This is a genomic window from Mesorhizobium sp. M0909 (assembly GCF_040319515.1).
Classification (GTDB): domain Bacteria; phylum Pseudomonadota; class Alphaproteobacteria; order Rhizobiales; family Rhizobiaceae; genus Mesorhizobium.
This window is the reverse complement of sequence record NZ_JAMYOA010000002.1, coordinates 169,518-189,470: the sequence shown is the minus strand read 5'-3', so window position 1 is coordinate 189,470 and position 19,953 is coordinate 169,518. Positions and strand designations below refer to the sequence as shown.

The following is a 19,953-nucleotide window of genomic DNA, read 5'->3' as shown; positions in this document are numbered from 1 at the left end:
GGCCGTCAGACGATGCGTTTCTCGGTCGCCGGATCGAAGAACACCGCCTTGGTCAGGTTGAAGGCGAGCGGCGTGACCGTGCCGGGCTGGATGTTGGCATCGGCGCGCAGCCGCGCCACCACCGCCTTGCCGCCGAGATTGGTAACCGCGAACGTATCCGAGCCGGCCGGCTCGATGACCTCGATGTGACAGTCGGCGCGGGCGATGTTCGAGGCGTTGCGTTCGGCGCCTTCGGGATCGGTCAGTGCTTCCGGGCGGACGCCGAAGATGATTGGTTTTCCGTGGAATGCCGACAGGCCGGCCGGCGCATTGGCCAGCGGCAGCGAGATCGGCTGGCGCGCCTCGCGTTCCATGACGACGGAGAAGCCGGATCCGTTGCTGCCGATCGTCGCCGGGATCAGGTTCATCGCCGGCGAGCCCATGAAGTCGGCAACAAACAGGTTGACCGGATTGTTATAGATTTCAGCAGGTGTGCCGAACTGCTGCACCTCGCCGTCGCGCATCACCGCGATCTTGGTGGCCAGCGTCATCGCCTCGATCTGGTCGTGCGTGACGTAGACGATGGTGGTGCCGGTGGTGGCGTGCAGGCGCTTGATCTCGATGCGCATGTCGACGCGCAGCTTGGCGTCGAGATTGGACAAAGGCTCGTCGAACAGGAACAGCTTTGGATCGCGCACCAGCGCCCGACCCATGGCGACCCGCTGGCGCTGGCCGCCGGAAAGCTGGCTTGGCTTGCGCTTCAGCAAATGGCCGATCTGCAGGACCTTTGCCACCTTGTCGATCGCTTTCTGGCGCTCATCGGCCGGCACGCCGCGCATCTCCATGCCGAAGGCAATATTCCCGGCCACCGTCATGTTCGGATAGAGCGCGTAGCTCTGGAACACCATGGCGATGTCGCGCTTGGAGGGGTGGAGATCGTTGATCGTGCGTCCGTCGACGCGGATTTCGCCTTCGGTGATGGTTTCCAGGCCGGCAATGGTGTTGAGCAGCGTGGACTTGCCGCAACCGGAAGGCCCGACCAGCACGAGGAAGCCGCCCTTTTCCAGGTCGAGGTCGATGCCTTTCAGGATCTCGACCGCTCCGAACCGCTTCTTCAGCCCGTCAATTTCCAGAAAAGCCATGCGATTATCCTTTGACGGCGCCGGCCATAAGGCCGCGCACGAAATAGCGGCCAGCGAGCACATAGACGAGGAGCGTCGGCAGCGCGGCGATCATCGCCGCCGCCATATTGACGTTGTATTCGACGACGCCGGTCGAGGTGTTGACGACGTTGTTCAGCGCCACCGTCATCGGCATCACGTCGCCTGAGCCGGCATAAGCGGAGGCGAAGAGGAAGTCGTTCCAGATGTTGGTGAACTGGTAGATCACCGTCACCACGATGATCGGCAGCGAGTTGGGAAGCATGATGCGCCGGAAGATCTGGAAGAAGCTGGCGCCGTCGATCTGCGCCGCCTTCACCAGCTCGTTCGGAAACGCTTCGTAATAATTGCGGAAGAACAGGGTGGTGAAGCCGATGCCGTAGACGACGTGAACGAACACCAGGTTCACGGTTGGATTGCCGAAGCCGAAGGTGAAGCCGGTCGCGTTCTGCAGCTTGACGCCGAACCGGCCGAGGCTGCCGAGGATCGTTGCCATCGGCAAGAGCACGGACTGGAACGGGATGAAGCAGGCAAACAGCATCAGCCCGAACACCAGCGTCGCCCCGCGAAAGCGCCACTTCGTCAGCACATAGCCGTTGAGCGCGCCGAGCAGGGTCGAGATGATGACCGCCGGAACCACCATCTTGATCGAGTTCCAGAAATAACCCTTCATGCCGACGCAGGTGAGACCCGAGCAGACTTCGCTCCATGCCCTTATCCAGGGTGCGAAGGTCGGCGCCTGCGGCAGCGCCAGCATGTTGCCGTTCTGGATCTCGTCCATGGTCTTGAACGAGGTCACCAGCATGACGAGCAGCGGCATCAGATAGAACAGCGCAAACAGCGCCAGCAGCCCGTAGATGACGATACGGTTGACCGTCCTGGCGCTGATACCGCCAGTGCTCTGGCGAGCAGGAGTGGCTATGGCGCTCATCGCGGCTTCTCCCGAAGCTCGGAATAGAGATAGGGAACGATGATCGCGGTGATAGTCATCAGCATGATCACGGCGCTGGCCGAGCCGACGGCCATTTCGTTGCGCTTGAAGGTGTACTCATACATGAAGTTCGACGGCAGCCAGGCCGAGCCGCCCGGCCCGCCGCTGGTCAGCGCGACGACCAGATCGTAGGACTTGATGGCGAGATGCGCGAGGACGATCAAGGCGGACAGGAAGATCGGCCGCAGCAGCGGGATGACGATGCGACGGTAGAGCTGGAAGGTGGTGGCGCCGTCGATCTGCGCCGCCTTCAGGATCTCGCCGTCGATGCCGCGCAGGCCGGCCAGGAACATCGCCATGATGAAGCCTGACGCCTGCCAGACACCGGCGATGACCACAGTGTAGATGACGAAGTCCTTGTTCTTGATCCAGTCGAAATGGAAGCTCGTCCAGCCCCATTGGTGCAGCGTCTGCTCGAGGCCGAGGCCGGGGTCGAGAAACCATTTCCAGGCAACGCCGGTGACGATGAAGGACAGTGCCATCGGGTAGAGATAGATCGGCCGCAACATGCCTTCGCCGCGGATCTTCTGGTCAAGCAGGATCGCCAGGAACAGCCCGAGCGCCAGGCAGATGGAAATATAGAGGAAGCCAAAAATCCCCATATTGGTGATCGAGGTGTACCAGGAGGACGGCGGATCGCTTTCGAAAGTCCAGCGCCACAGCCGCTGATAGGCGCGTGGCCCGGTGATCGCATAGGAGGGAAAGGTCTTGGAATTGGTGAAGGACAGATAGATCGTCCACAGGATGAAGCCGTAGACGAAGACGATGGTGGCGGCGAAGCTCGGCGCCAGCACGAGCTTCGGCAGCGCATCCTGCAGGCGCGAGCGCACCGAAGCGCCCGGACGGGCGTCGTGCTCCGGCGTCAGCGTGATACTGGTTTCAGCAACTATGCTCATCGATCCATTCCGTATCGCGGGTCCGGAATTCTGTCGTCGCGGCCTCTGCGGCACGAAGCGTGCCGGTCAGCGCAACCGCAAAACCCCTCCGCAGGGGATCTCCCCGGCTTGCGCCGGGGAGATCGTTCACATGGGCGGGTGCTTACTTGGCGTCTTCGATCGCGCTGACCAGTTGGGTCACCGCCTCGTCCGAGGTCTTGATCTGGCCGTGGACGAACTTCGAGACGACATCCTTGTAGGCGTTGGCAACCGCCGGAGGGGCGCCGTAGCCTTGCGCCAGCGAGCCGAACAGGGTGCCGCCTTCGTTGGCGGCCTTCAAATCGGCCATGCCCTTCTTGCCGCATGCGTCGAAGTCGGTGTCCGGCACGTCGGTGCGGGCCGGGACCGAGCCCTTGACCACGTTGAAGGCCGACTGGAAGCTCTTCGACAGAGTTGCGGTGGCCAGAGCGATCTGGGCGGCCTTGCGGTCTTCCGGAACCTTGAACATGCCGAACATGTCGGAGTTGTAGATCACGCTGCCGTCGGTGCCCGGGAAGCGATAGCAGAGAAAGTCGGTGCCCGGGACCTTCTTGGCGGCGTTGAATTCGCCCTTGGCCCAGTCGCCCATCACCTGTACCAAGGCGTCGCCCTTGATGACCATGGCGGTGGCGAGGTTCCAGTCGCGGCCCGAGAAGTTCGGGTCGACATAGGTGACGAGCTTGGCGAGATTGTCGAACGACTTCTTCATCGTGTCGGACTTCAGGGATTCCTCGTCGAGGTCGTTGAAGGCCTTCTTGTAGAACTCAGGTCCGCCGGTCGACAGCACGACCGAGTCGAACATGGTCGCTTCCTGCCAGTTCTGGCCGCCCAGCGCGAGCGGGATGACGCCCGCCGCCTTGGCTTTGTCGAGCAGCGCGATGAAGTCGTCGAAGGTCTTGGGCTCGGTCCCGCCGATCTTGTCCATCACCGCCTTGTTGATCCACAGCCAGTTGACCGAGTGGACGTTGACCGGAGCCGCGACCCACTTGCCGTCATAGACGGAGAATTTCTGCAGGGCGGCGGGAACGGACTTGTCCCAGCCTTCCTTTATCGCCGTCTCGGTCAGGTCGCCCATGACGCCGGCCGCGGCGTAGTCGAGCACGGTATAGCCAAGCATCTGCGAGGCGGTCGGGTAGTTGCCGGCCGCCACCATCGCCTTCAGCGCGGTCATGGCGGCGTCGCCGCCACCGCCGGCCACCGGCACGTCCTTCCAGGCAAAGCCTTCCTTGGCCAGATCCTGCTTGAGCACGTTCAGAGCGGCAGCTTCGCCGCCCGACGTCCACCAATGCAGCATCTGGACTTCCTTGACGTCCTCGGCATGGGCCGCGAACGCAACGCCCGCTGCGAGAGCCGTCCCGATAAGCAGTTTGCGCAACATGTACTTCCTCCCTTGTTGAACTTACAACGACCGGCGGATGGCCACCGGGTTCTTCCCAACTCAGCCGACCCACCATCCGGTGCGCTGGCCGCGATGAAACTGGATTGTCTTTTCCTCGGTATAATCCTCGACGGCGCGCTTGCCGAGTTCGCGTCCCAGACCGGACTGCTTGTAGCCGCCGAAAGGCAGTTCGGGATAACCTTCCATGAACGTGTTCACCCAAACGGTTCCCGAACGCACATTCCGCGCCACCGACATGCAGGTATCGATGCTGGCGCTCCACACGCCGGCCGACAGACCATAGGGCGTGTTGTTGGCGATGCGCAACGCCCTTTCAATCGATTCAAAAGTCAGCACCGAGAGCACCGGCCCGAACACTTCCTCGCGCGCAATGGCCATGTCTTCGGTGACGTCGCGAACGATTGTCGGATCAAGGTACTGGCCGGCGCTTGAAGCACGCTGCTTGCCGCCGCAATAGATCCGGCAACCGTCGTTTTCCGCTGCCGTCACGTAGCCGGTGACCTTGGCCACATGGTCGGCGGAGATCATCGCGCCGACCTTGGTGCGGTCGTCGAGCGGGTCGCCGACAACCATCTTGGCAGTAAGTGCTTTGACGGCGCCGAGGAAGTCGTCGGCGATCGCCTCATGGACGATTAGCCGGCTGCCGGCATTGCAGCATTCGCCGGCGTTGAAGAAGCCGCCGAATACCGCCGCGTCAGCAGCGGCTTCGAGGTCGGCATCGGGAAAGACAAGCTGGCCGTTCTTGCCGCCGAGTTCCATCGAGACTTTCTTCAGCGAGTTGGCAGCAGAGGCCATGGTCATCCTACCGACCCGGGTGGAGCCGGTGAACGACACCATCTCGACCAGCGGGTGGCTGACCATCGGTGCGCCGACATCGGCGCCCAGACCGGCAAGGATGTTGACGACGCCATCCGGCAGGCCGGCCTGCATCAGGATCTCGCCGAGCACGAAAGTCGAGGCCGAGGTCATCTCGCTCGGCTTGATCACCGCCGTGCAGCCGGCGGCGAGCGCGAAGGGCAGTTTCTGGCTGACGATAAGGAACGGGAAATTCCACGGCGTGATGATGGAGACGACGCCGATCGGTTCGCGCAGCACGACGCCGAGCATGGCGTCGCCGAGATTGGCGTAGCTTTCGCCGTGAAGCGTGCGGGCAAGTGCCGCGGCATAGCGCCAGATGTCGACGGCGCCGCCGATCTCGCCGCGCGCTTGGGCAATCGGCTTGCCGGATTCCAGCACGTCGAGCCGGGCAATCTCGTCCAGCCGCGCCTCGATCAGGTCAGCAGCCTTGAGCAGGATCGCGGCGCGTTCGGCGGCCTTCATGCGCGGCCAGGGGCCGGTCTCGAAGGCCTTGTGGGCAACCTGTACCGCCGTCTCGACGTCCGCCGCGCCGGCCTGTGCATAGCGCGAGACGGTGAAGCCGTGGCCGGGGCTGCGGCGCTCCAGCGTGCGGCCGTCCTGGGCATCGACGAACTTGCCGCCGATCAGCAGCCGGTAGCTTTTCGGCGCTGCGGCTGCCTCGGCGGGCATGGCGATGTTGAGAGGTGCGTTCATGTGAGTTTCAGGTTCCTAAGATCTTGAGAACGCCGGTTTCTGCTTGGCGCTGAAAGCCTCGACGCCGGTCCTGAGATCGCTTGTCAGCGCGATGAAGCCGCTGGCCAGCGCTTCGGTCGCGGCAGCACTCTCTTCGCCCTCCGCGATGGCAATCATCAGCTTGGCGGCTTCGGTCGCGAGCGGGCCGCGCTCGGCGATCTTGCCGGCCCAGGCCTTGGCTTCGGCGAACGCCTTACCGGTCTCGACCACCCGGTCGACAATCCCCAGAGCAAGAGCCTCGGTAGCCAGAAACACTTCGCCGCCGAGCGCCATCCGCCGCACTGCCTGCGCGCCGAAGCGGCGCACGGCGCGCTGGGTGCCGGACCAGCCGGGAACGACGCCGATCGAGGTTTCGGGGAACCCCAGCTTCACCTGTGTTTCCGCCACGCGGAAGTCTGCAGCCGCCGCCAGTTCCAGCCCGCCGCCCAGCGCATGGCCGGCAAGCACGGCGATCGTCGGCTGCCGCAGCCGCGCCAGCCGATCAAAGACGCGGTGGCCGTAGCGCACCCATTGCACCTGGAAATCGGCGGCGCTCATTTCTGCCCATGCCTCGACGTCGCCGCCGGCGCAAAAGCCCTTGCCTTCGCCGCAGATCAGCACGACGCGGATGCCGTCCGCCGCCTCGGCTTCGTCGAGTGCTGCTTCCAACGCTCGCAGCATCGGGATGTCGAGGGCGTTGAATTTCTCCGGCCGGCGCAGCGTGATTGTGCCGATGGCGCCGTCGGTTTCAAAGGTGACGAGGCGCTCAGCCATGGGCGCCTCCAAGCGAGGCGCCGCCATTGAGCGACAGGCCGATCGGCCGGTCCCGGTAGAGCGCATCCGGTGTGATTTTCAGGTCGTTGGCGACGGCGAGCGGGATCTCGGCCTGCGCCAGCACATCGCGCTCGAGGTCGATGCCCGGCGCCAGCTCCGTCACCATCAGCCCCGCCGGCGTCAGCTTCATCACGCAGCGCTCGGTGACATAGGTGATGTCCTGCCCCTGCGCGACGGCACGCTTGCCCGAGAAGGAGATATGCTCGACTTCGCCGACGACTTTCTTGACCTTGCCCTCCTGGTCGATGCGGATGCCGCCATCAGCAAGCGACAGCTTGGCACCGGCGTTGAAGAAACCGGAAAAGACGATCTTCTTCGCTCGCGCGGTGATGTCGACGAAGCCGCCGGCGCCGGCGGTGACGTGGGGCCGCGCCGAAAGCTTCGAGACGTTGACAGAGCCGTGGCGGTCGATCTGCAGGAAGGACAGCAGCGAGGCGTCAAAGCCACCGGCCTGGAAATAGATGAACTGGTGCGGAGAGGGCATGAAGGCGTCGGCATTGGACGAGCAGCCGAACTTGAAGTCGAGCAGCGGCACGCCGCCGACCGCCCCCTGTTCGATGACCCAGGTGACCTTGCCGTGCTGGCCTTCCTCGATCAGGATACGCGGCACATTGGCCGAGATGCCGAAGCCGATATTGACCGCCATGCCGTCGGCAAGCTCCATGGCGACGCGGCGGGCGATGACCTTCTGGACGTTCATCTCGGCGTTGCGAAAGCTCGACAGCGGCCGGAAAATCTCGCCGGAGATGGCCGGATCGTAGGGCGTCAGCGTCGTCTGCAACTGGTCGGGCGCCACGACAATATGATCGACCAGCACGCCGGGCACGCGCACATCGTGTGGCTTCAGCGTGCCGTTCTCGACGACGCGCTTGACCTGCGCGATGACGATACCGCCATTGTTGCGGGCGGCCAGCGCCTGTTCGAGGCCGCCGAGATAGGCACCTTCATGCTCATAGGTGAGGTTGCCGCGCTCGTCGGCGGTGGTGGCGCGAATGACCGCGACCTGCGGCACGATCGCGCGGAAATAGAGCCACTCCTCGCCATCGAACTGCTGCACCGAAACGATCGGCTCGCTGGCGGCAGCATTCATGGCGCAGCCCTGGTGGCGCGGGTCGGCGAAGGTGTCGAGCCCGACCTTGGTCAGCACGCCGGGACGCTTGGCGGCGGCTTCGCGATGCATGTCGAACAGGATGCCGGACGGCACGTTGTAAGCAGCGACCGAATTGTCGCCGATCATCTTCCAGATCTGCGGTGGTTCGGAAGATGACGGCCCGGAAGGATAGGAACCGCACAAAGTGCGCTTCAACAGGCCGGGCTTGGCTAAGTGATCGATGCCCTTGATGCCGTACATGTCACCGGCGGCGATCGGGTGCAGCGTCGTGATGTCCTTGGGATGGCCTTCGGCGTCGAAGCGCTCGCCGATCGCGGCAAGCACCGCATCCGGGCAGCCGAGGCCGCTCGACGACGACACGGAAACGACCACGCCATCCCTGATCAGGCCGGCAGCCTCAGCCGCGGACACGAGCTTGCTCATCCAGCACTCCCGAGCTTCGGGTCGATGGCAACGGCCTTGCCGGACCTGGCCGATTGCAATGCCGCTTCGGCTGATGTCAGCGACCAGACGCCGTCTTCGCCGGTGGCGGAAGGCTGGCCCTCGCCACGGATCGCCGCGTGGAATTGGCGCAGCGAACGGGCATAGAGATCTTCGCGGTCGAAGCTCAATTCCTCCTCGCCCTGTGCCGTGCGCAGCAACACCGAGCCGACCGGCTTCTGCGTCATCACATCCCTGGCGATCAGCGAGCCTTCGCTGCCATGCACCTCGAAGCCGGTGCCGGCGAATCTGGTGGTGAAGCCCTCATGCGACTGGGCGATGACGCCCGATGCGAAGCGCCAGAGGCACATGGCGCCGTCTTCCAGCCCGCAGGCGGCCATGCCGGCCGATTGCGTGAACGCCGAGATCTCGACGGGATCGTCGCCGAGCACGAAGCGCAGCGTGTCGGCATCGTGGACGGTGATGTCGAGCACCACGCCGCCGCCGGCGTCCGGCCTGGTGATGCGCCAGCCCTGCAGGTTTTCCGGCAGATAGACGGAGTGGAAGACGCGCGCGGCGATCGGTCTGCCGATGCGGCCGGCAGCGATCGCTTCGCGCATCGCCCGATGCGAGCCCGCATTGCGCAGATGGTGATTGGTGCCGAGCACGACGCCGGCGGCCCTGGCCGCCGCGACCATCTTGCGGGCGTCGGCGCTGGTCAGCGCCAGCGGCTTTTCGCAAAGCACATGCTTTCCCGCCTCAATGGCGGCGAGTGCCTGTTCGAGATGCAATTCGTTGGTGGTCGAGATGTAGACGGCGTCGATGTCGGAGCCGAGCAATTCATCAAGCGTCGAGACCGCCGCCGGAATGCGGTTTTCCCGAGCGTAGGTGGCGGCGCGCTCCGGGCTGGAGCTCATCACTGCGGCGATCTCGCCGTCCGGCCGCGCGCGGATGGCGCCGATCATGAACTGTCTTGCGATCGTGCTGGCGCCGATCAGCCCCCAACTGACGGTCATGCCGCGTCTCCCATTCCTGCGCAGCCATGCTCCTTGCGATCGGGGCCGCAGCTTTCCCTGACCACGAGGTTGACGGCGCCGATATGATCCTCGGCGCGCGTGGTGCGCGATTGGATCATCTTCAGCACGACATGGGCGGCGCGCTCGCCGAGGCCGGCGGTGTTCACCGCGACGCTGGTCAGCGCCGGCATGTAGTGCTCGGCCTCGGCGACGTCGTCGAAGCCGACGACGGCAAAGTCCGCGCCGGGTTCCAGGCCGCGCTTGCGCAGCGCCAGCAAGACGCCGAAGGCGACCGCATCGTTGAAGCAAAGGGCCGCGGTCGGCGGCGCGGCCATGGCGAGCGCGGTTTCCAGGCAGGCTATGCCGCCCTTGCGGCTGGTTTCGCCCTCAAAGACCAGCCTGTCGGCTGGTGCGATGCCGAGCGCTTCACAGGCCGCGCGAAAGCCGCCCAGCCGCTCGTGGTAGACGACAAGGTCGGACGAGCCGCCGAAGAAGGCCAGCCGGCAGTGGCCCTTGCCGATCAGATGGGCGGTGGCAAGATAGGCGCCGCGATGATTGTCGGGCGTGATCACCGGGATGCGGCTTTCGGGGAGGCGGCGCATGACGAAAACGACCGGAACGCCTGCGGTCTCAAGGCGGCGGAACGCGCCCGGCGTGGTGCCGCGCGCCGGCGACACGACGAGCCCGGCGACACCCTGCTCCATCAGCGATTTCAGAACCTCTTCCTGGCGCACCGGGCTCTCCGCCGTGTTGGCGATGAAAGGCACGATCCCGGCCGACTGGAAGACGCGCTCCATGCCGACCGCCATCTCGGCGAAAAACGGATTGGTAAGATCGTTGATGACCATGCCGATGACGTTGGAATGGGCCTTGCGCAGATTGGCGGCGCCGCGGTTGTAGACATAGCCGACATCCTCGATCGCCTTGCGCACCTTGAGCGCGGTCTCAGGCCGGATCAGCCGGCTGCCTTGCAACACCAGCGATACCGTCGATTTGGACACGCCCGCCTCACGGGCGATGTCGAGTATCGTTGCCTTGGCCCGGCTGGCCATCCAGATCTGTCCTCCCGGAGGTTTCTTATGCGATTTTTATTGGAACGATCTAATCTCTGCGAGGCATTTGAGTCAATCGTGTTTTTGCGAACCCGAGAAAAATGCGGCTCAGTGGGCACAATCGTCCACTAAGCACGGCTTTCACCTGCTGCGATGCAGCAATTTGAGTTGCGCGAGGCAGGGCGGCAAAGTCTCTTGATTTATTGGAACGTTCCACTTAATAGGCGCTGGGAAGGAGAAAGCCATGGACATCACCTTGCCCGGGGAAGGCGGCGGCCGCATCCTCTACCGGCTTATCGGCCAGCCGGTGCAGCCTGTGGCCGGCGCGCGGTTCTCGCGTATCGCCTACGCCGCGGCCCACGTCGTCGCCGATCCTTTCGCCATGACCAATCCATGGTCGAGGCCGGCGGTCGACTGGGACAAGACGATGGCGTTTCGCCATCACCTCTGGCGGCTCGGCTTCCGTGTCGCCGAAGCGATGGATACCGCGCAGCGCGGCATGGGCTTCGACTGGGTAAATGCCAGGGAATTGATCCGCCGCTCGATCGCCGAGGCGCGGAGCGTCGAGGGCGCCGCTCTCGCGTCAGGCGCAGGCACCGACCATCTGACGGCGGGGGCGGCGAGCACGCTCGACGATGTCATCGCGGCCTACGAGGAGCAGTTCGGGTTCATCGAAGGGCTTGGCGGCAAGGTGATCATGATGGCCAGCCGCCCGCTTGCGGCGATCGCCAAAGGCCCCGACGATTATGCCAGCGTCTACGACCGCATCCTGTCCCAGGCATCCGGCAAGGTCATCCTGCACTGGCTGGGCGACATGTTCGACCCGGCGCTGAAAGGCTATTGGGGCAGCAGCGATTTCGAAACTGCGCTCGAGACGGTGATCGCGATCATCGAACGTCACGCCGGCACCGTCGAGGGCATAAAGATATCGATGCTCGATGCCGGCAAGGAGATCGCGCTCAGGGACCGGCTGCCCGAGGGCGTGGTGATGTTCACCGGCGACGACTTCAATTACCCCGAGCTGATCGCCGGCGACGGCGACAGACATTCGCACGCGCTGCTCGGCATTTTCGATGCGATCGCGCCGGTCGCCAATGCAGCGCTGGCAAAGCTGGCCGACGGCGACCGCGCCGGCTATGACACGCTGATGGCGCCGACAGTGCCGCTGTCGCGCAAAATCTTCGAGGCGCCGACCGAATATTACAAGGCCGGCATCGTCTTCATGGCATGGCTGAACGGCCACCAGGAGCATTTTTCGATGATCGGCGGCATGCAATCGGCGCGCGGCATCCGCCACTATTCCGATGTCTTTCGCCTTGCCGACCAGGCAGGGTTGCTGGCCGACCCCGAGCTTGCCATTGCCAGAATGACAAGCCTCTGCGCGGTAGCGGGCGTCTGATCGCGAGCGCTACAGCGTCCGATCCAAAGGTTGCATCGGGTGGCTTTGCGATTTGCCTTGTCTGGGCAAATCTGTATGCGGTATGCGTCCGGCAACAGAGAAGCCGATCCGGCGCTCCGCCGGCCAACTGGCATAGCTGCCGTTCTGCATTGGGGTAAGCTGATGACCTTCGACCTTCAGGGCAAGCGTGTTTTCGTGGCCGGACATCGCGGCATGGTCGGCTCGGCTATCCTGCGCCGATTGGCCGACGAGGATTGCGAGCTCCTGACCGCCTCGCGCGCCGAGCTCGATCTTCTCGACCAGGCCGGCGTGCGGCGCTGGATGGCCGACCGCAAGCCGGATGCAGTGGTGATGGCGGCGGCCAAGGTTGGCGGTATCCTGGCCAACAACAGGCTTCCGGTCGATTTTCTGCAGGGCAATCTCGTCATGCAGAACAATGTCATCGACAGCGCCTTCCACAACGAGGTGCAGAAGCTGCTGTTTCTTGGTTCATCCTGCATCTATCCCAAATTCGCCGCGCAGCCGATCTCCGAGGACGCCTTGCTGACCGGGCCGCTCGAGCCCACCAACGAATGGTATGCGATCGCCAAGATCGCCGGGCTGAAACTGTGTCAGGCATATCGGCGCCAGTACGGCGTCGACTACATCTCGGCGATGCCGACCAATCTCTACGGTCCGGGCGACAATTTCGACCTCAATTCCAGCCATGTCGTGCCCGCTCTGATGCGCAAGGCGCACGAGGCCAAGCGCGCCGGCCGCAAGAGCCTGGAGGTGTGGGGATCAGGCACGCCGATGCGTGAATTCCTGCATGTCGACGACGCCGCCGACGCGCTGGTCTGGCTGCTGAAGAATTATTCGGGCGACAGCCACATCAATGTCGGCTCGGGGGAAGACATCACCATTGCCGACCTTGCCCGCACCATCGTGTCGGTCGCCGGCGCCGATGCCGCAATAACATTCGATGCGACGAAGCCGGACGGCACGCCGCGCAAGCTGATGGACGTATCGCGTCTGTTCGCCACCGGCTGGCGCCCGCGCTACTCGCTGCGCAGCGGATTGGAACAGACCTATGCGTGGTTTCTCCAGCACGTCGAGACCGGCGATCTCCGCCTCGGCGCGGCCTGAAGCTGAATTGGCGAGCTCGGCATCAGGATTGGATGAGGCTGAGAACGACAGCCGATGAAAATACCGACGGCCAATCGAGGGATTGTCTGGATGGTGGGCGTGACAGGGATTGAACCTGTGACCCCTGCAATGTCAATGCAGTGCTCTCCCGCTGAGCTACACGCCCATCCGAAGCCGCGCATACACCATTTTTGGTTCTGCACGTCAATAGCGGGAAAGGGGAAAGAATGGCTGGCTTGCGGCGTCGGTCAAGACGCGACAAAAAGCGCGTCAGGCGGCCTGCAGCATCTTTTCGACTTCGTTGACGAGGTCGCGCAGGTGGAACGGCTTCGATAGCACCTTGGCGTCTTTCGGCGCCTTGGAGTCAGGGTTCAGGGCGACGGCGGCGAAGCCGGTGATGAACATCACCTTGAGGTCAGGATCGATCTCGGTGGCGCGACGGGCGAGCTCGATGCCATCCATCTCGGGCATGACGATGTCGGTCAAAAGCAGCGAAAAAGGCTCCTCGCGCAGCCGCTCATAGGCACTGGCGCCATTGTCGAAATCGCTGACCTGATAACCGGCGCGCTCCAGCGCCTTGACGAGGAACCGGCGCATGTCGTCGTCGTCTTCCGCCAGCAGAATGCGTGCCATCTTGTCCCGTCCGAATCACCCAACCGACAATGCCGTGCGGCAAGCCCGTTAACCATGCTGTATATGAGGAGGTGACGGTAAACATCAAGTGAACGTTGGGCGCACAATCCTGATTTGGCTGGCGCTTCGGCGGCTGGACATGCGAGCGGCGAGGTGGCACTTTCCTATCATGATGCATTGGTATTCCCGGGTTCGTTCAAATTGAAAACGGCAGCCGAGGATTTTTCGGTCGTTCCACCCTTCGAAATCCGATCGGGCGCCGAACAGCGCGTTCCCTTCCTCTTCAACTCGCCGCATAGCGGCCGCTACTATCCGGACCGGTTCATGGCGATGGCCAAGCTGGACCGCAACGCGATCCGTCGCTCCGAGGACTGCTATGTCGAGGAATTGTTCGGCGGTGCCGTCGCGCTAGGGGCGCCGATGCTGGCGGCAAACTTCCCGCGTGCCTATCTCGACGTCAACCGGGAGCCGTGGGAACTCGACCCGCGCATGTTCGCCGAACCGGTGCCGTCATTCTGCAACATCCGCTCAGCGCGGGTGGCCGGCGGACTCGGCACCGTGCCCAGGCTTGTAGGCGAGGGGCTCGATATCTATTCCGGCCGCTTGCCGCTGGCGGAAGCCGTGGCGCGCATCGAAGCGGTCTACAAGCCCTATCACGAGACGCTGAAACGGCTCTTGACCAGAACCCATGCGCGCTTCGGCTATGCCGTGCTGATTGACTGCCACTCGATGCCGGCAAGCATAAGGGTCGGCGACAGCGGATTGCGGCCGGATTTCATCGTCGGCGACCGTTTCGGCATCTCGGCCGCGGCGGCGTTGACCGAAACCGCGATCGGCCTGCTCACCGGCATGGGCTACAGCGTCGCCCACAACAAGCCCTATGCCGGAGGCTTCATCACGGAGCACTATGGCCGCCCGGTGCGCCATCTGCATGCGCTGCAGATCGAGGTCAATCGCGGGCTCTACATGAATGAGCGGACGTTCCAGAGATCATCTGGTTTCGACGCCCTGGCGGACGATCTGGCGCGGTTTTCAGCCGAACTGATGGCGATGCCCGATCACAATTTCATGGATCTGCCTCTGGCCGCAGAATAGCGCCGGAATCGCGGCACTCGCCGCTCATGCGGCGGCATAAAAAAAGACCGCATCGTTTGCACGACACGGTCGAAGTCTAGGGAGGAAACGCCCAAGGAGGGCATGGACAGGAACGCTGTCCGAGAACAAACGTATTGTGCGCTGCACAAATGTCAAGGCGCGTTCCGGCTTTTTTAATTCACTGTGAAGTGGAAATTGCATTTCCACGATGATTGCGTTGCATTCGAGCAACAGTTAGCGTCCAGCGAAAGGCTCCGAACGCCCTTGTTTCGGCATAAAACCGTGGGCTAACGGGCATCTCAAACATGCTGGAGCGGGAGAATCAGTTGGACGTCAGCATCGAGTTCATGCGGCGCGTTGCGCATGCCGCCGCGGCCGAGACCTTGCCGCGCTTCCGCAATCAGGGCGCGGTCACCAACAAGGAGCGCGGCAGCTTCGACCCCGTCACCGAGGCCGACCGCGAGGCCGAGCGGGCCATCCGGGCGCTGATCAACGCGCAATACCCCGATCACGGCATCCTCGGCGAGGAGCATGGCAGTGAAAACATCTCCAGCCGGCATGTCTGGGTGATCGATCCGATTGATGGAACGCGCGCCTTCATTTCCGGCCTGCCGGTATGGGGAACACTGGTCGGGCTGACGGTCGACGGCGATGCCGTCGCCGGCATGATGTCGCAGCCCTTCACCGGCGAGCTGTTCTACGCCAATGCCTCCGGCTCGCATTATGAAGGTCCCGGTGGCCCGCGAAAACTCGCCACGCGCAAGACGACGAATCTCGCCGAGGCGACGCTGTTCACCACCACGCCGGCGCTGTTCAAGGGAGACGCGCGCCTGCGCTACGACGTATTCGAGAAGCAGGTCCAGCTCGCCCGTTACGGCACCGACTGCTATGCCTTCGCCATGGTGGCCGCGGGCAGCGTCGATATCGTCGCCGATCCCGGATTGAAACCCTACGACATCGTCGCGCTGATCCCGATCATCGAGAAGGCAGGCGGCGTTGTCACCACCTTCGAAGGCGGGCCGGCGGAAAACGGCGGCGACATCCTGGCGGCGGCGACACCGGAACTGCACGCGGCGGCGATGGCGGCGCTGCGCGGCTAGGCATCCGTGCACCCACGCGTCTGGTTTTTGCGCAAATCCGACGGAAACCGCGGTACGGTTCCAAAGTGCGTCGCGCGTTGAATGGCGCGCGCTCGCATTTTTTGTATGTCGTTATCGCACAACCGCTGCGCACTTTTGCGCGACATGCATTAGCTATCGGCAGGCCAAGCATCCGAGAGACGCAGGCCCCACAAAATGAGCACGAAAGAGATGAGGCCGGTCGGCGCGGACGAATACGCCACACCTTTGATCACTGCTTCCTGAAGGGCACTTCCGTGGAAGGCTCCGGCCGCTAACGGCATAGTCTCGTTGCCGGCCGCCCAGGCGCTGGCGATCACGTAGGCGGCCAGGATCGCCAAAGCCGAATAGATCAGCAGCCAATGCAATCCGCGACGTCGCCGCGCCGAGATTGAGCCTAGACCATGTGAGGCCTAGCGCCAGCAAGAGAACGCCCTCCAGGGCGCCGAGCGTGTGCGCGGACAGTCCGAGCCGCGGTGCGGCGAGATACGGTATTGCAACCCTTCGAATGACGAAAACAGCAGCAGCGCGACGCCAATCTGCAGTAGCCGATGCCCCTGACGTGACAGCGTGTTCGATGCGTTCATGGTCGTTTTTCTCCCGGCGAATGGCCTCCAACCTCTTTGGCAGCAAGCTAGCGCTCGATGCCTGAACGGGAATAAGGGGGCACGCTGCGCCGGACAAGCGACCCGTGCGGGCCTTGTCGGCGGGCGCCGGCGAAGCGGTCAAACAGCGTCGCCGGTTCCGGGGATGAAGGCATCGAATGCCGCAAGCAACTGCTCGCGATAGAGGTCGGCTTCCTGGAGGATCTCATGGCGGGCGCCGTCGATCATCACTAGCGAGCCGACGCGCAGACGTCTCGCATAGGCTTCGACTGCCCTGGTCGAGACGACCTGGTCGGCGCCGGCGGCAATCATCAGCAAGGGCACCTGGATCTTGGCCATGAAATCCGGGTCGCTGACGATCAAGGATGCTTCCGTGGCCGCCTTCAGCCAGCGGATCGTCGGTCCGCCGAGCGCCAACTGGGGATAGGTTTCGTAGATCAGCGTATTGCGCCGATAGCGCGCCGGGTCGCTGGTCAGCTTGTTCATGGCGAAGGGCACCGATTCCTTCGGCCGCGGCCCCCATGCGGCATAGAGCCGGCCGAGGCCGAGAAGGCAGAACAGCGAACAGATGCGGCGAACGGTTTTTACCGAAACCGGCAGGTCGGGCACCGTGAAGAACGGTGCGATCAGCACCATGCGGCGCACGCGGTTCGCCATTGAGGGCGCGGCAAGCAGCGCAATCACCGCGCCAGCCGAATGGGCCAGTATGTAGTAGGGTCCTCGGCAATCGGGCAGCACGATCTCTTCGAAGAACTGCTCCAGATCACCGGTATAGTCGAAGAAGCTCTGGACGTGGCCGCGCTGTCGGTCGCCGATCATCCGATCGGAAGCGCCCTGGCCACGCCAGTCGAGGGTTGCCACGCCAAAGCCCCGGTCGGCAAGGTTGCGAATGGTCTCGAAATACTTCTCGATGCACTCGTTGCGGCCGGTCAGGACGACCACGGTGCCCTTCATGGGGCGGGCAACAGCGGCAAACAGCCCATAGCGGATCTTCTTGCCGTCGCGCGTGGTGAAGAAGCCACCGGCTGCGTTTTCCGGCAGCGGATTGTCCGGAGTTTCGTGGAAGACGGGGGTCTGGTGGAAAAGATCGGTCATACGGTGTTTGGCTGGTGTCGGTGCCGACGGGCGCAAGTCAGGCATAAACGCCCATGCGCCAAAAGCAAAGGAATTCGAGACGCCGGGGAAGTCGACAGGCAGCGAAGAAATAAGGCCGGAAGCAGCCTTGGGCGTACTTCCGGCCTCTGTCGACCCGGGAGGAAGGGACGTTGCACCCGGTTCGGCCTCGTCGTGTCGCCTTTTTCGCGACCTGTTCGTTATCTCGAGAACAGTTTTAATGCCGTCTGGCTGAACGCTCGCCGAAGCCACGGTTCATCTGCCGTTCATCGGGATCGGGACGTCGGCCGAGACCGGTCCCGTTTGGACGCGGGAAAATCTTGAAATGCCGTCGTCCGCTTCCCAAATCTGTCATGCGGTCGCCAATGTCGGGGCCGCTGGCCCATCCGGAACGCTGTTACGGGTTTCGCACCGGCCATACGCAACCTTGTTGCTCAACAGGAGAACACATCATGCGTCACGTTGATTTTTCCCCGCTCTACCGTTCGACCGTCGGTTTCGACCGGTTGTTCACCATGCTCGATTCGCTTGCGCAGCCAGAAGGCCAGACGTATCCGCCTTACAACATCGAGCGCACGGGCGAGGATGCCTATCGCATCTCGATGGCTGTGGCCGGCTTCTCGGAAGATGAGATTTCGATCGAAGCTCACCGCAATGTGCTGACCGTCAAGGGTGAGCGCAAGGAGGAAGGCAATGGCGAAGGCTCCGAACTGCTCTATCGCGGTATCGCCAGCCGAGCCTTCGAGCGCCGCTTCCAGCTTGCCGATCACGTCGAGGTTGTCGGCGCCGCGCTGAAGAACGGGCTGCTCTCCGTCGACCTCAAGCGCAACATCCCCGAAGAGCTGAAGCCGCGCAAGATCGCGATCACCTCGGCTCCGGCCAAGGCCAAGCAGATCGAGGCCAAGACTGCCGCCTAAGCCAGGCAGCTAAGTTCTCTGGGGACGCCAACTCCCCGGGAAGAAAGGGCGGTGCAGCAATGCGCCGCTCTTTTTGCTGGTGGGGGTAAGGCTTCCTAACCGGCAAGCAGGTAGCCGAAACGGTCGACCTCGTCGGGCGTGGTCGCGAAGCTGGTGACGAAGCGGTAGAGCGCTTCGTCCTCGCCGATGTGGCCATCGTAGCCGAGCGGCCTGTGCCAGTCATGGAAGGCCGCGCCTGCCGCTTGCATGTTTTCGGCCTCGGCCTTTTTCATGACCGCGAAGACCTCGTTCGCCTGCGGCAGCCAGGCCAGCCGGGCGGAAGGCGAATCTTCTATCGCCGCGGCAAGCCGTGCCGCCATCGCATTGGCGTGCCGTGCCGTATCGAGCCATAGCCCACCCCGGAAATAAGCATCGAATTGCGCGGCGATGAAGCGCGATTTCGAGAACAGCTGGGCCGCGCGCTTGCGCAAAAAGGCCAATTCCTTGGCTCGCTCGAGGTCGAACAGCACGATCGCCTCGGCGCACCAACAGCCATTCTTGGTGCCGCCGAAGGAGAGGATGTCGACACCGTGCTTCCAGGTCATTTCGGCCGGCGTCGTTTCCAGCGCGACGAGCGCATTGGCAAAGCGGGCCCCGTCCATGTGCAGCGGCAGTCCGTGCTGCTTTGCGATCGCCGAAATCCTGGCGATTTCGTTCAGCGTGTAGACGGTACCGACCTCGGTCGACTGAGTGATCGAAACGGCAACCGGCCGCCCGGAATGGACGTTTTCGGGTGCGAAACGCTCCACCGCCCGTTCCAGATTGCCGGCATCGATCTTGCCGAGCGCGCCTTCGACTGTATAAAGCCGCGAACCGCCGGTGAAATATTCCGGTGCACCGCATTCGTCCTCGATAACGTGCGATTCGCGATGGCAGAAGGAAATGCCGCCTGGCTTGTTATAGGTAGTCAGCGACAGCGAATTGGCAGCGGTGCCGGTGGCGACGAAAAACACCGCGACTTCGCATTCGAAGATTTCATTGAAGCGCTGGTAAACTGCCTTGTCGAGGACACCGTCGCCATAAGCGGTGGAGAAGCCGTCGGCATGGGCCGACAGGCCGGCAGCGATACGGGGATGGGCGCCTGCCCAATTGTCGGAAGCGAAATCATGCGTCCGCCTATGCTGGGGAAATCGGGGCGAGCTTGGCCGCTTTCGCATGCCGGCCGCAAGGGGCAGATACCGAAAATCCGCTAAAGCCAGCGAAATGCATGAGCGTACATGCAGTGACCAAAGGTTACGCTGATACCGCGTTCCACGCAATTTTCTGTCGCGAAAGCTTCAAGAATTTTGTGAATCGGTCTTGTGTGCATCCAAAATTTCTGTCATAAAAATTTAGGACAGTAGTGCTGTCTTATTTTGTCGCACAAAACTGGCCGCATTGGCATATGATTGCGCCTCTGCGGCCATCGCCGCGAGCGACAGCTAGACAGCCTGGCTCCGGCCTGTACGAATACCATATGCGAAC

At 63.1% G+C, this 19,953-nt stretch carries 18 protein-coding genes and 1 tRNA gene; 5 read left to right on the top strand and 14 right to left on the bottom strand.

Translation table 11 applies throughout. The features are described 5' to 3' along the window. Positions 1 to 5: 5 nt before the first annotated feature. The 9 genes from NKH83_RS03450 to NKH83_RS03410 form a co-directional block, all read right to left on the bottom strand. Positions 6 to 1,121, bottom strand: coding sequence for an ABC transporter ATP-binding protein (locus NKH83_RS03450; protein WP_352478183.1), 1,116 nt, complete (start codon positions 1,119 to 1,121; stop codon positions 6 to 8). Positions 1,122 to 1,125: 4 nt separating this feature from the next. Further along, entirely contained in the window at positions 1,126 to 2,070 is a 945-nt protein-coding gene (locus NKH83_RS03445; RefSeq protein ID WP_352478185.1) for a carbohydrate ABC transporter permease, read from the bottom strand. Then, complete coding sequence (locus NKH83_RS03440; RefSeq protein WP_254816906.1) at positions 2,067 to 3,026, bottom strand: carbohydrate ABC transporter permease; 960 nt, start codon at positions 3,024 to 3,026, stop codon at positions 2,067 to 2,069. The genes NKH83_RS03445 and NKH83_RS03440 overlap by 4 nt, the downstream gene beginning before the upstream one ends. A gap of 142 nt (positions 3,027 to 3,168) precedes the next feature. Beyond that, positions 3,169 to 4,422: an ABC transporter substrate-binding protein gene (locus NKH83_RS03435; protein WP_254816907.1), complete on the bottom strand. Its 1,254-nt coding sequence runs from the start codon at positions 4,420 to 4,422 to the stop codon at positions 3,169 to 3,171. 60 nt (positions 4,423 to 4,482) lie between these two features. Then, positions 4,483 to 5,994: an aldehyde dehydrogenase family protein gene (locus NKH83_RS03430; protein ID WP_352478188.1), complete on the bottom strand. Its 1,512-nt coding sequence runs from the start codon at positions 5,992 to 5,994 to the stop codon at positions 4,483 to 4,485. Between the two features lie 15 nt (positions 5,995 to 6,009). Beyond that, positions 6,010 to 6,786: an enoyl-CoA hydratase/isomerase family protein gene (locus tag NKH83_RS03425; protein WP_352478190.1), complete on the bottom strand. Its 777-nt coding sequence runs from the start codon at positions 6,784 to 6,786 to the stop codon at positions 6,010 to 6,012. Then, a complete protein-coding gene (locus tag NKH83_RS03420) occupies positions 6,779 to 8,380 on the bottom strand; it encodes an acyl CoA:acetate/3-ketoacid CoA transferase (RefSeq protein WP_352799927.1) in 1,602 nt (533 codons plus the stop codon). The genes NKH83_RS03425 and NKH83_RS03420 overlap by 8 nt, the downstream gene beginning before the upstream one ends. Beyond that, positions 8,377 to 9,393 (bottom strand): Gfo/Idh/MocA family protein, encoded by a 1,017-nt coding sequence (locus NKH83_RS03415; RefSeq protein WP_352478193.1) that lies wholly within the window; start codon positions 9,391 to 9,393, stop codon positions 8,377 to 8,379. Before NKH83_RS03415 ends, NKH83_RS03420 begins: the two co-directional genes overlap by 4 nt. Continuing rightward, the gene (locus NKH83_RS03410; protein WP_352478195.1) at positions 9,390 to 10,445 is read right to left on the bottom strand and encodes a LacI family DNA-binding transcriptional regulator; all 1,056 of its coding nucleotides are present in this window, start codon (positions 10,443 to 10,445) and stop codon (positions 9,390 to 9,392) included. The genes NKH83_RS03415 and NKH83_RS03410 overlap by 4 nt, the downstream gene beginning before the upstream one ends. A 244-nt stretch (positions 10,446 to 10,689) precedes the next feature. On the opposite strand from NKH83_RS03410, the gene NKH83_RS03405 reads away from it, so the two are divergent. Together NKH83_RS03405 and fcl are read left to right on the top strand one after the other, a co-directional pair. Then, complete coding sequence (locus tag NKH83_RS03405) at positions 10,690 to 11,844, top strand: dihydrodipicolinate synthase family protein (RefSeq protein WP_352478197.1); 1,155 nt, start codon at positions 10,690 to 10,692, stop codon at positions 11,842 to 11,844. A 162-nt stretch (positions 11,845 to 12,006) separates the two neighbouring features. Further along, positions 12,007 to 12,969, top strand: a complete 963-nt coding sequence (gene fcl / locus NKH83_RS03400) for a GDP-L-fucose synthase (RefSeq protein WP_352802125.1) — start codon at positions 12,007 to 12,009, stop codon at positions 12,967 to 12,969. A 91-nt stretch (positions 12,970 to 13,060) separates the two neighbouring features. Here the strand turns inward: fcl and NKH83_RS03395 are convergent. Together NKH83_RS03395 and cpdR are read right to left on the bottom strand one after the other, a co-directional pair. After that, positions 13,061 to 13,135: transfer RNA gene (locus NKH83_RS03395), tRNA-Val, on the bottom strand. A 104-nt stretch (positions 13,136 to 13,239) separates the two neighbouring features. Beyond that, entirely contained in the window at positions 13,240 to 13,602 is a 363-nt protein-coding gene (gene cpdR, locus NKH83_RS03390; protein WP_006199474.1) for a cell cycle two-component system response regulator CpdR, read from the bottom strand. A gap of 153 nt (positions 13,603 to 13,755) precedes the next feature. On the opposite strand from cpdR, the gene NKH83_RS03385 reads away from it, so the two are divergent. After that, positions 13,756 to 14,697 (top strand): N-formylglutamate amidohydrolase, encoded by a 942-nt coding sequence (locus NKH83_RS03385; protein ID WP_352478201.1) that lies wholly within the window; start codon positions 13,756 to 13,758, stop codon positions 14,695 to 14,697. Between the two features lie 326 nt (positions 14,698 to 15,023). After that, a complete protein-coding gene (gene hisN / locus NKH83_RS03380) occupies positions 15,024 to 15,797 on the top strand; it encodes a histidinol-phosphatase (protein ID WP_352478202.1) in 774 nt (257 codons plus the stop codon). A 149-nt stretch (positions 15,798 to 15,946) separates the two neighbouring features. Here the strand turns inward: hisN and NKH83_RS03375 are convergent, their stop codons facing one another. Beyond that, positions 15,947 to 16,207: a styrene oxide isomerase gene (locus tag NKH83_RS03375; RefSeq protein ID WP_502895537.1), complete on the bottom strand. Its 261-nt coding sequence runs from the start codon at positions 16,205 to 16,207 to the stop codon at positions 15,947 to 15,949. A 333-nt stretch (positions 16,208 to 16,540) separates the two neighbouring features. Then, complete coding sequence (locus NKH83_RS03370; RefSeq protein ID WP_352478206.1) at positions 16,541 to 17,515, bottom strand: alpha/beta fold hydrolase; 975 nt, start codon at positions 17,513 to 17,515, stop codon at positions 16,541 to 16,543. Positions 17,516 to 17,985: 470 nt separating this feature from the next. Between NKH83_RS03370 and NKH83_RS03365 the strand changes: the two genes are divergently transcribed. Further along, entirely contained in the window at positions 17,986 to 18,450 is a 465-nt protein-coding gene (locus NKH83_RS03365) for an Hsp20 family protein (RefSeq protein ID WP_352478207.1), read from the top strand. 95 nt (positions 18,451 to 18,545) lie between these two features. Here the strand turns inward: NKH83_RS03365 and NKH83_RS03360 are convergent, their stop codons facing one another. Continuing rightward, positions 18,546 to 19,646, bottom strand: coding sequence for a threonine aldolase family protein (locus tag NKH83_RS03360; RefSeq protein ID WP_352802122.1), 1,101 nt, complete (start codon positions 19,644 to 19,646; stop codon positions 18,546 to 18,548). Positions 19,647 to 19,953: the final 307 nt, after the last annotated feature.

Excerpts from the sequence above, each read along its gene's own strand:
- NKH83_RS03445 (WP_352478185.1), bottom strand. The coding sequence starts at position 2,070 with ATGAGCGCCATAGCCACTCCTGCTCGCCAGAGCACTGGCGGTATCAGC.
- NKH83_RS03420 (WP_352799927.1), bottom strand. The coding sequence starts at position 8,380 with ATGAGCAAGCTCGTGTCCGCGGCTGAGGCTGCCGGCCTGATCAGGGAT.
- NKH83_RS03365 (WP_352478207.1), top strand. The coding sequence starts at position 17,986 with ATGCGTCACGTTGATTTTTCCCCGCTCTACCGTTCGACCGTCGGTTTC.
- NKH83_RS03405 (WP_352478197.1), top strand. The coding sequence starts at position 10,690 with ATGGACATCACCTTGCCCGGGGAAGGCGGCGGCCGCATCCTCTACCGG.
- NKH83_RS03415 (WP_352478193.1), bottom strand. The coding sequence starts at position 9,393 with ATGACCGTCAGTTGGGGGCTGATCGGCGCCAGCACGATCGCAAGACAG.
- NKH83_RS03435 (WP_254816907.1), bottom strand. The coding sequence starts at position 4,422 with ATGTTGCGCAAACTGCTTATCGGGACGGCTCTCGCAGCGGGCGTTGCG.
- NKH83_RS03370 (WP_352478206.1), bottom strand. The coding sequence starts at position 17,515 with ATGACCGATCTTTTCCACCAGACCCCCGTCTTCCACGAAACTCCGGAC.
- NKH83_RS03410 (WP_352478195.1), bottom strand. The coding sequence starts at position 10,445 with ATGGCCAGCCGGGCCAAGGCAACGATACTCGACATCGCCCGTGAGGCG.
- NKH83_RS03360 (WP_352802122.1), bottom strand. The coding sequence starts at position 19,646 with ATGCGAAAGCGGCCAAGCTCGCCCCGATTTCCCCAGCATAGGCGGACG.
- cpdR (WP_006199474.1), bottom strand. The coding sequence starts at position 13,602 with ATGGCACGCATTCTGCTGGCGGAAGACGACGACGACATGCGCCGGTTC.
- NKH83_RS03450 (WP_352478183.1), bottom strand. The coding sequence starts at position 1,121 with ATGGCTTTTCTGGAAATTGACGGGCTGAAGAAGCGGTTCGGAGCGGTC.
- NKH83_RS03425 (WP_352478190.1), bottom strand. The coding sequence starts at position 6,786 with ATGGCTGAGCGCCTCGTCACCTTTGAAACCGACGGCGCCATCGGCACA.
- fcl (WP_352802125.1), top strand. The coding sequence starts at position 12,007 with ATGACCTTCGACCTTCAGGGCAAGCGTGTTTTCGTGGCCGGACATCGC.
- NKH83_RS03440 (WP_254816906.1), bottom strand. The coding sequence starts at position 3,026 with ATGAGCATAGTTGCTGAAACCAGTATCACGCTGACGCCGGAGCACGAC.
- NKH83_RS03430 (WP_352478188.1), bottom strand. The coding sequence starts at position 5,994 with ATGAACGCACCTCTCAACATCGCCATGCCCGCCGAGGCAGCCGCAGCG.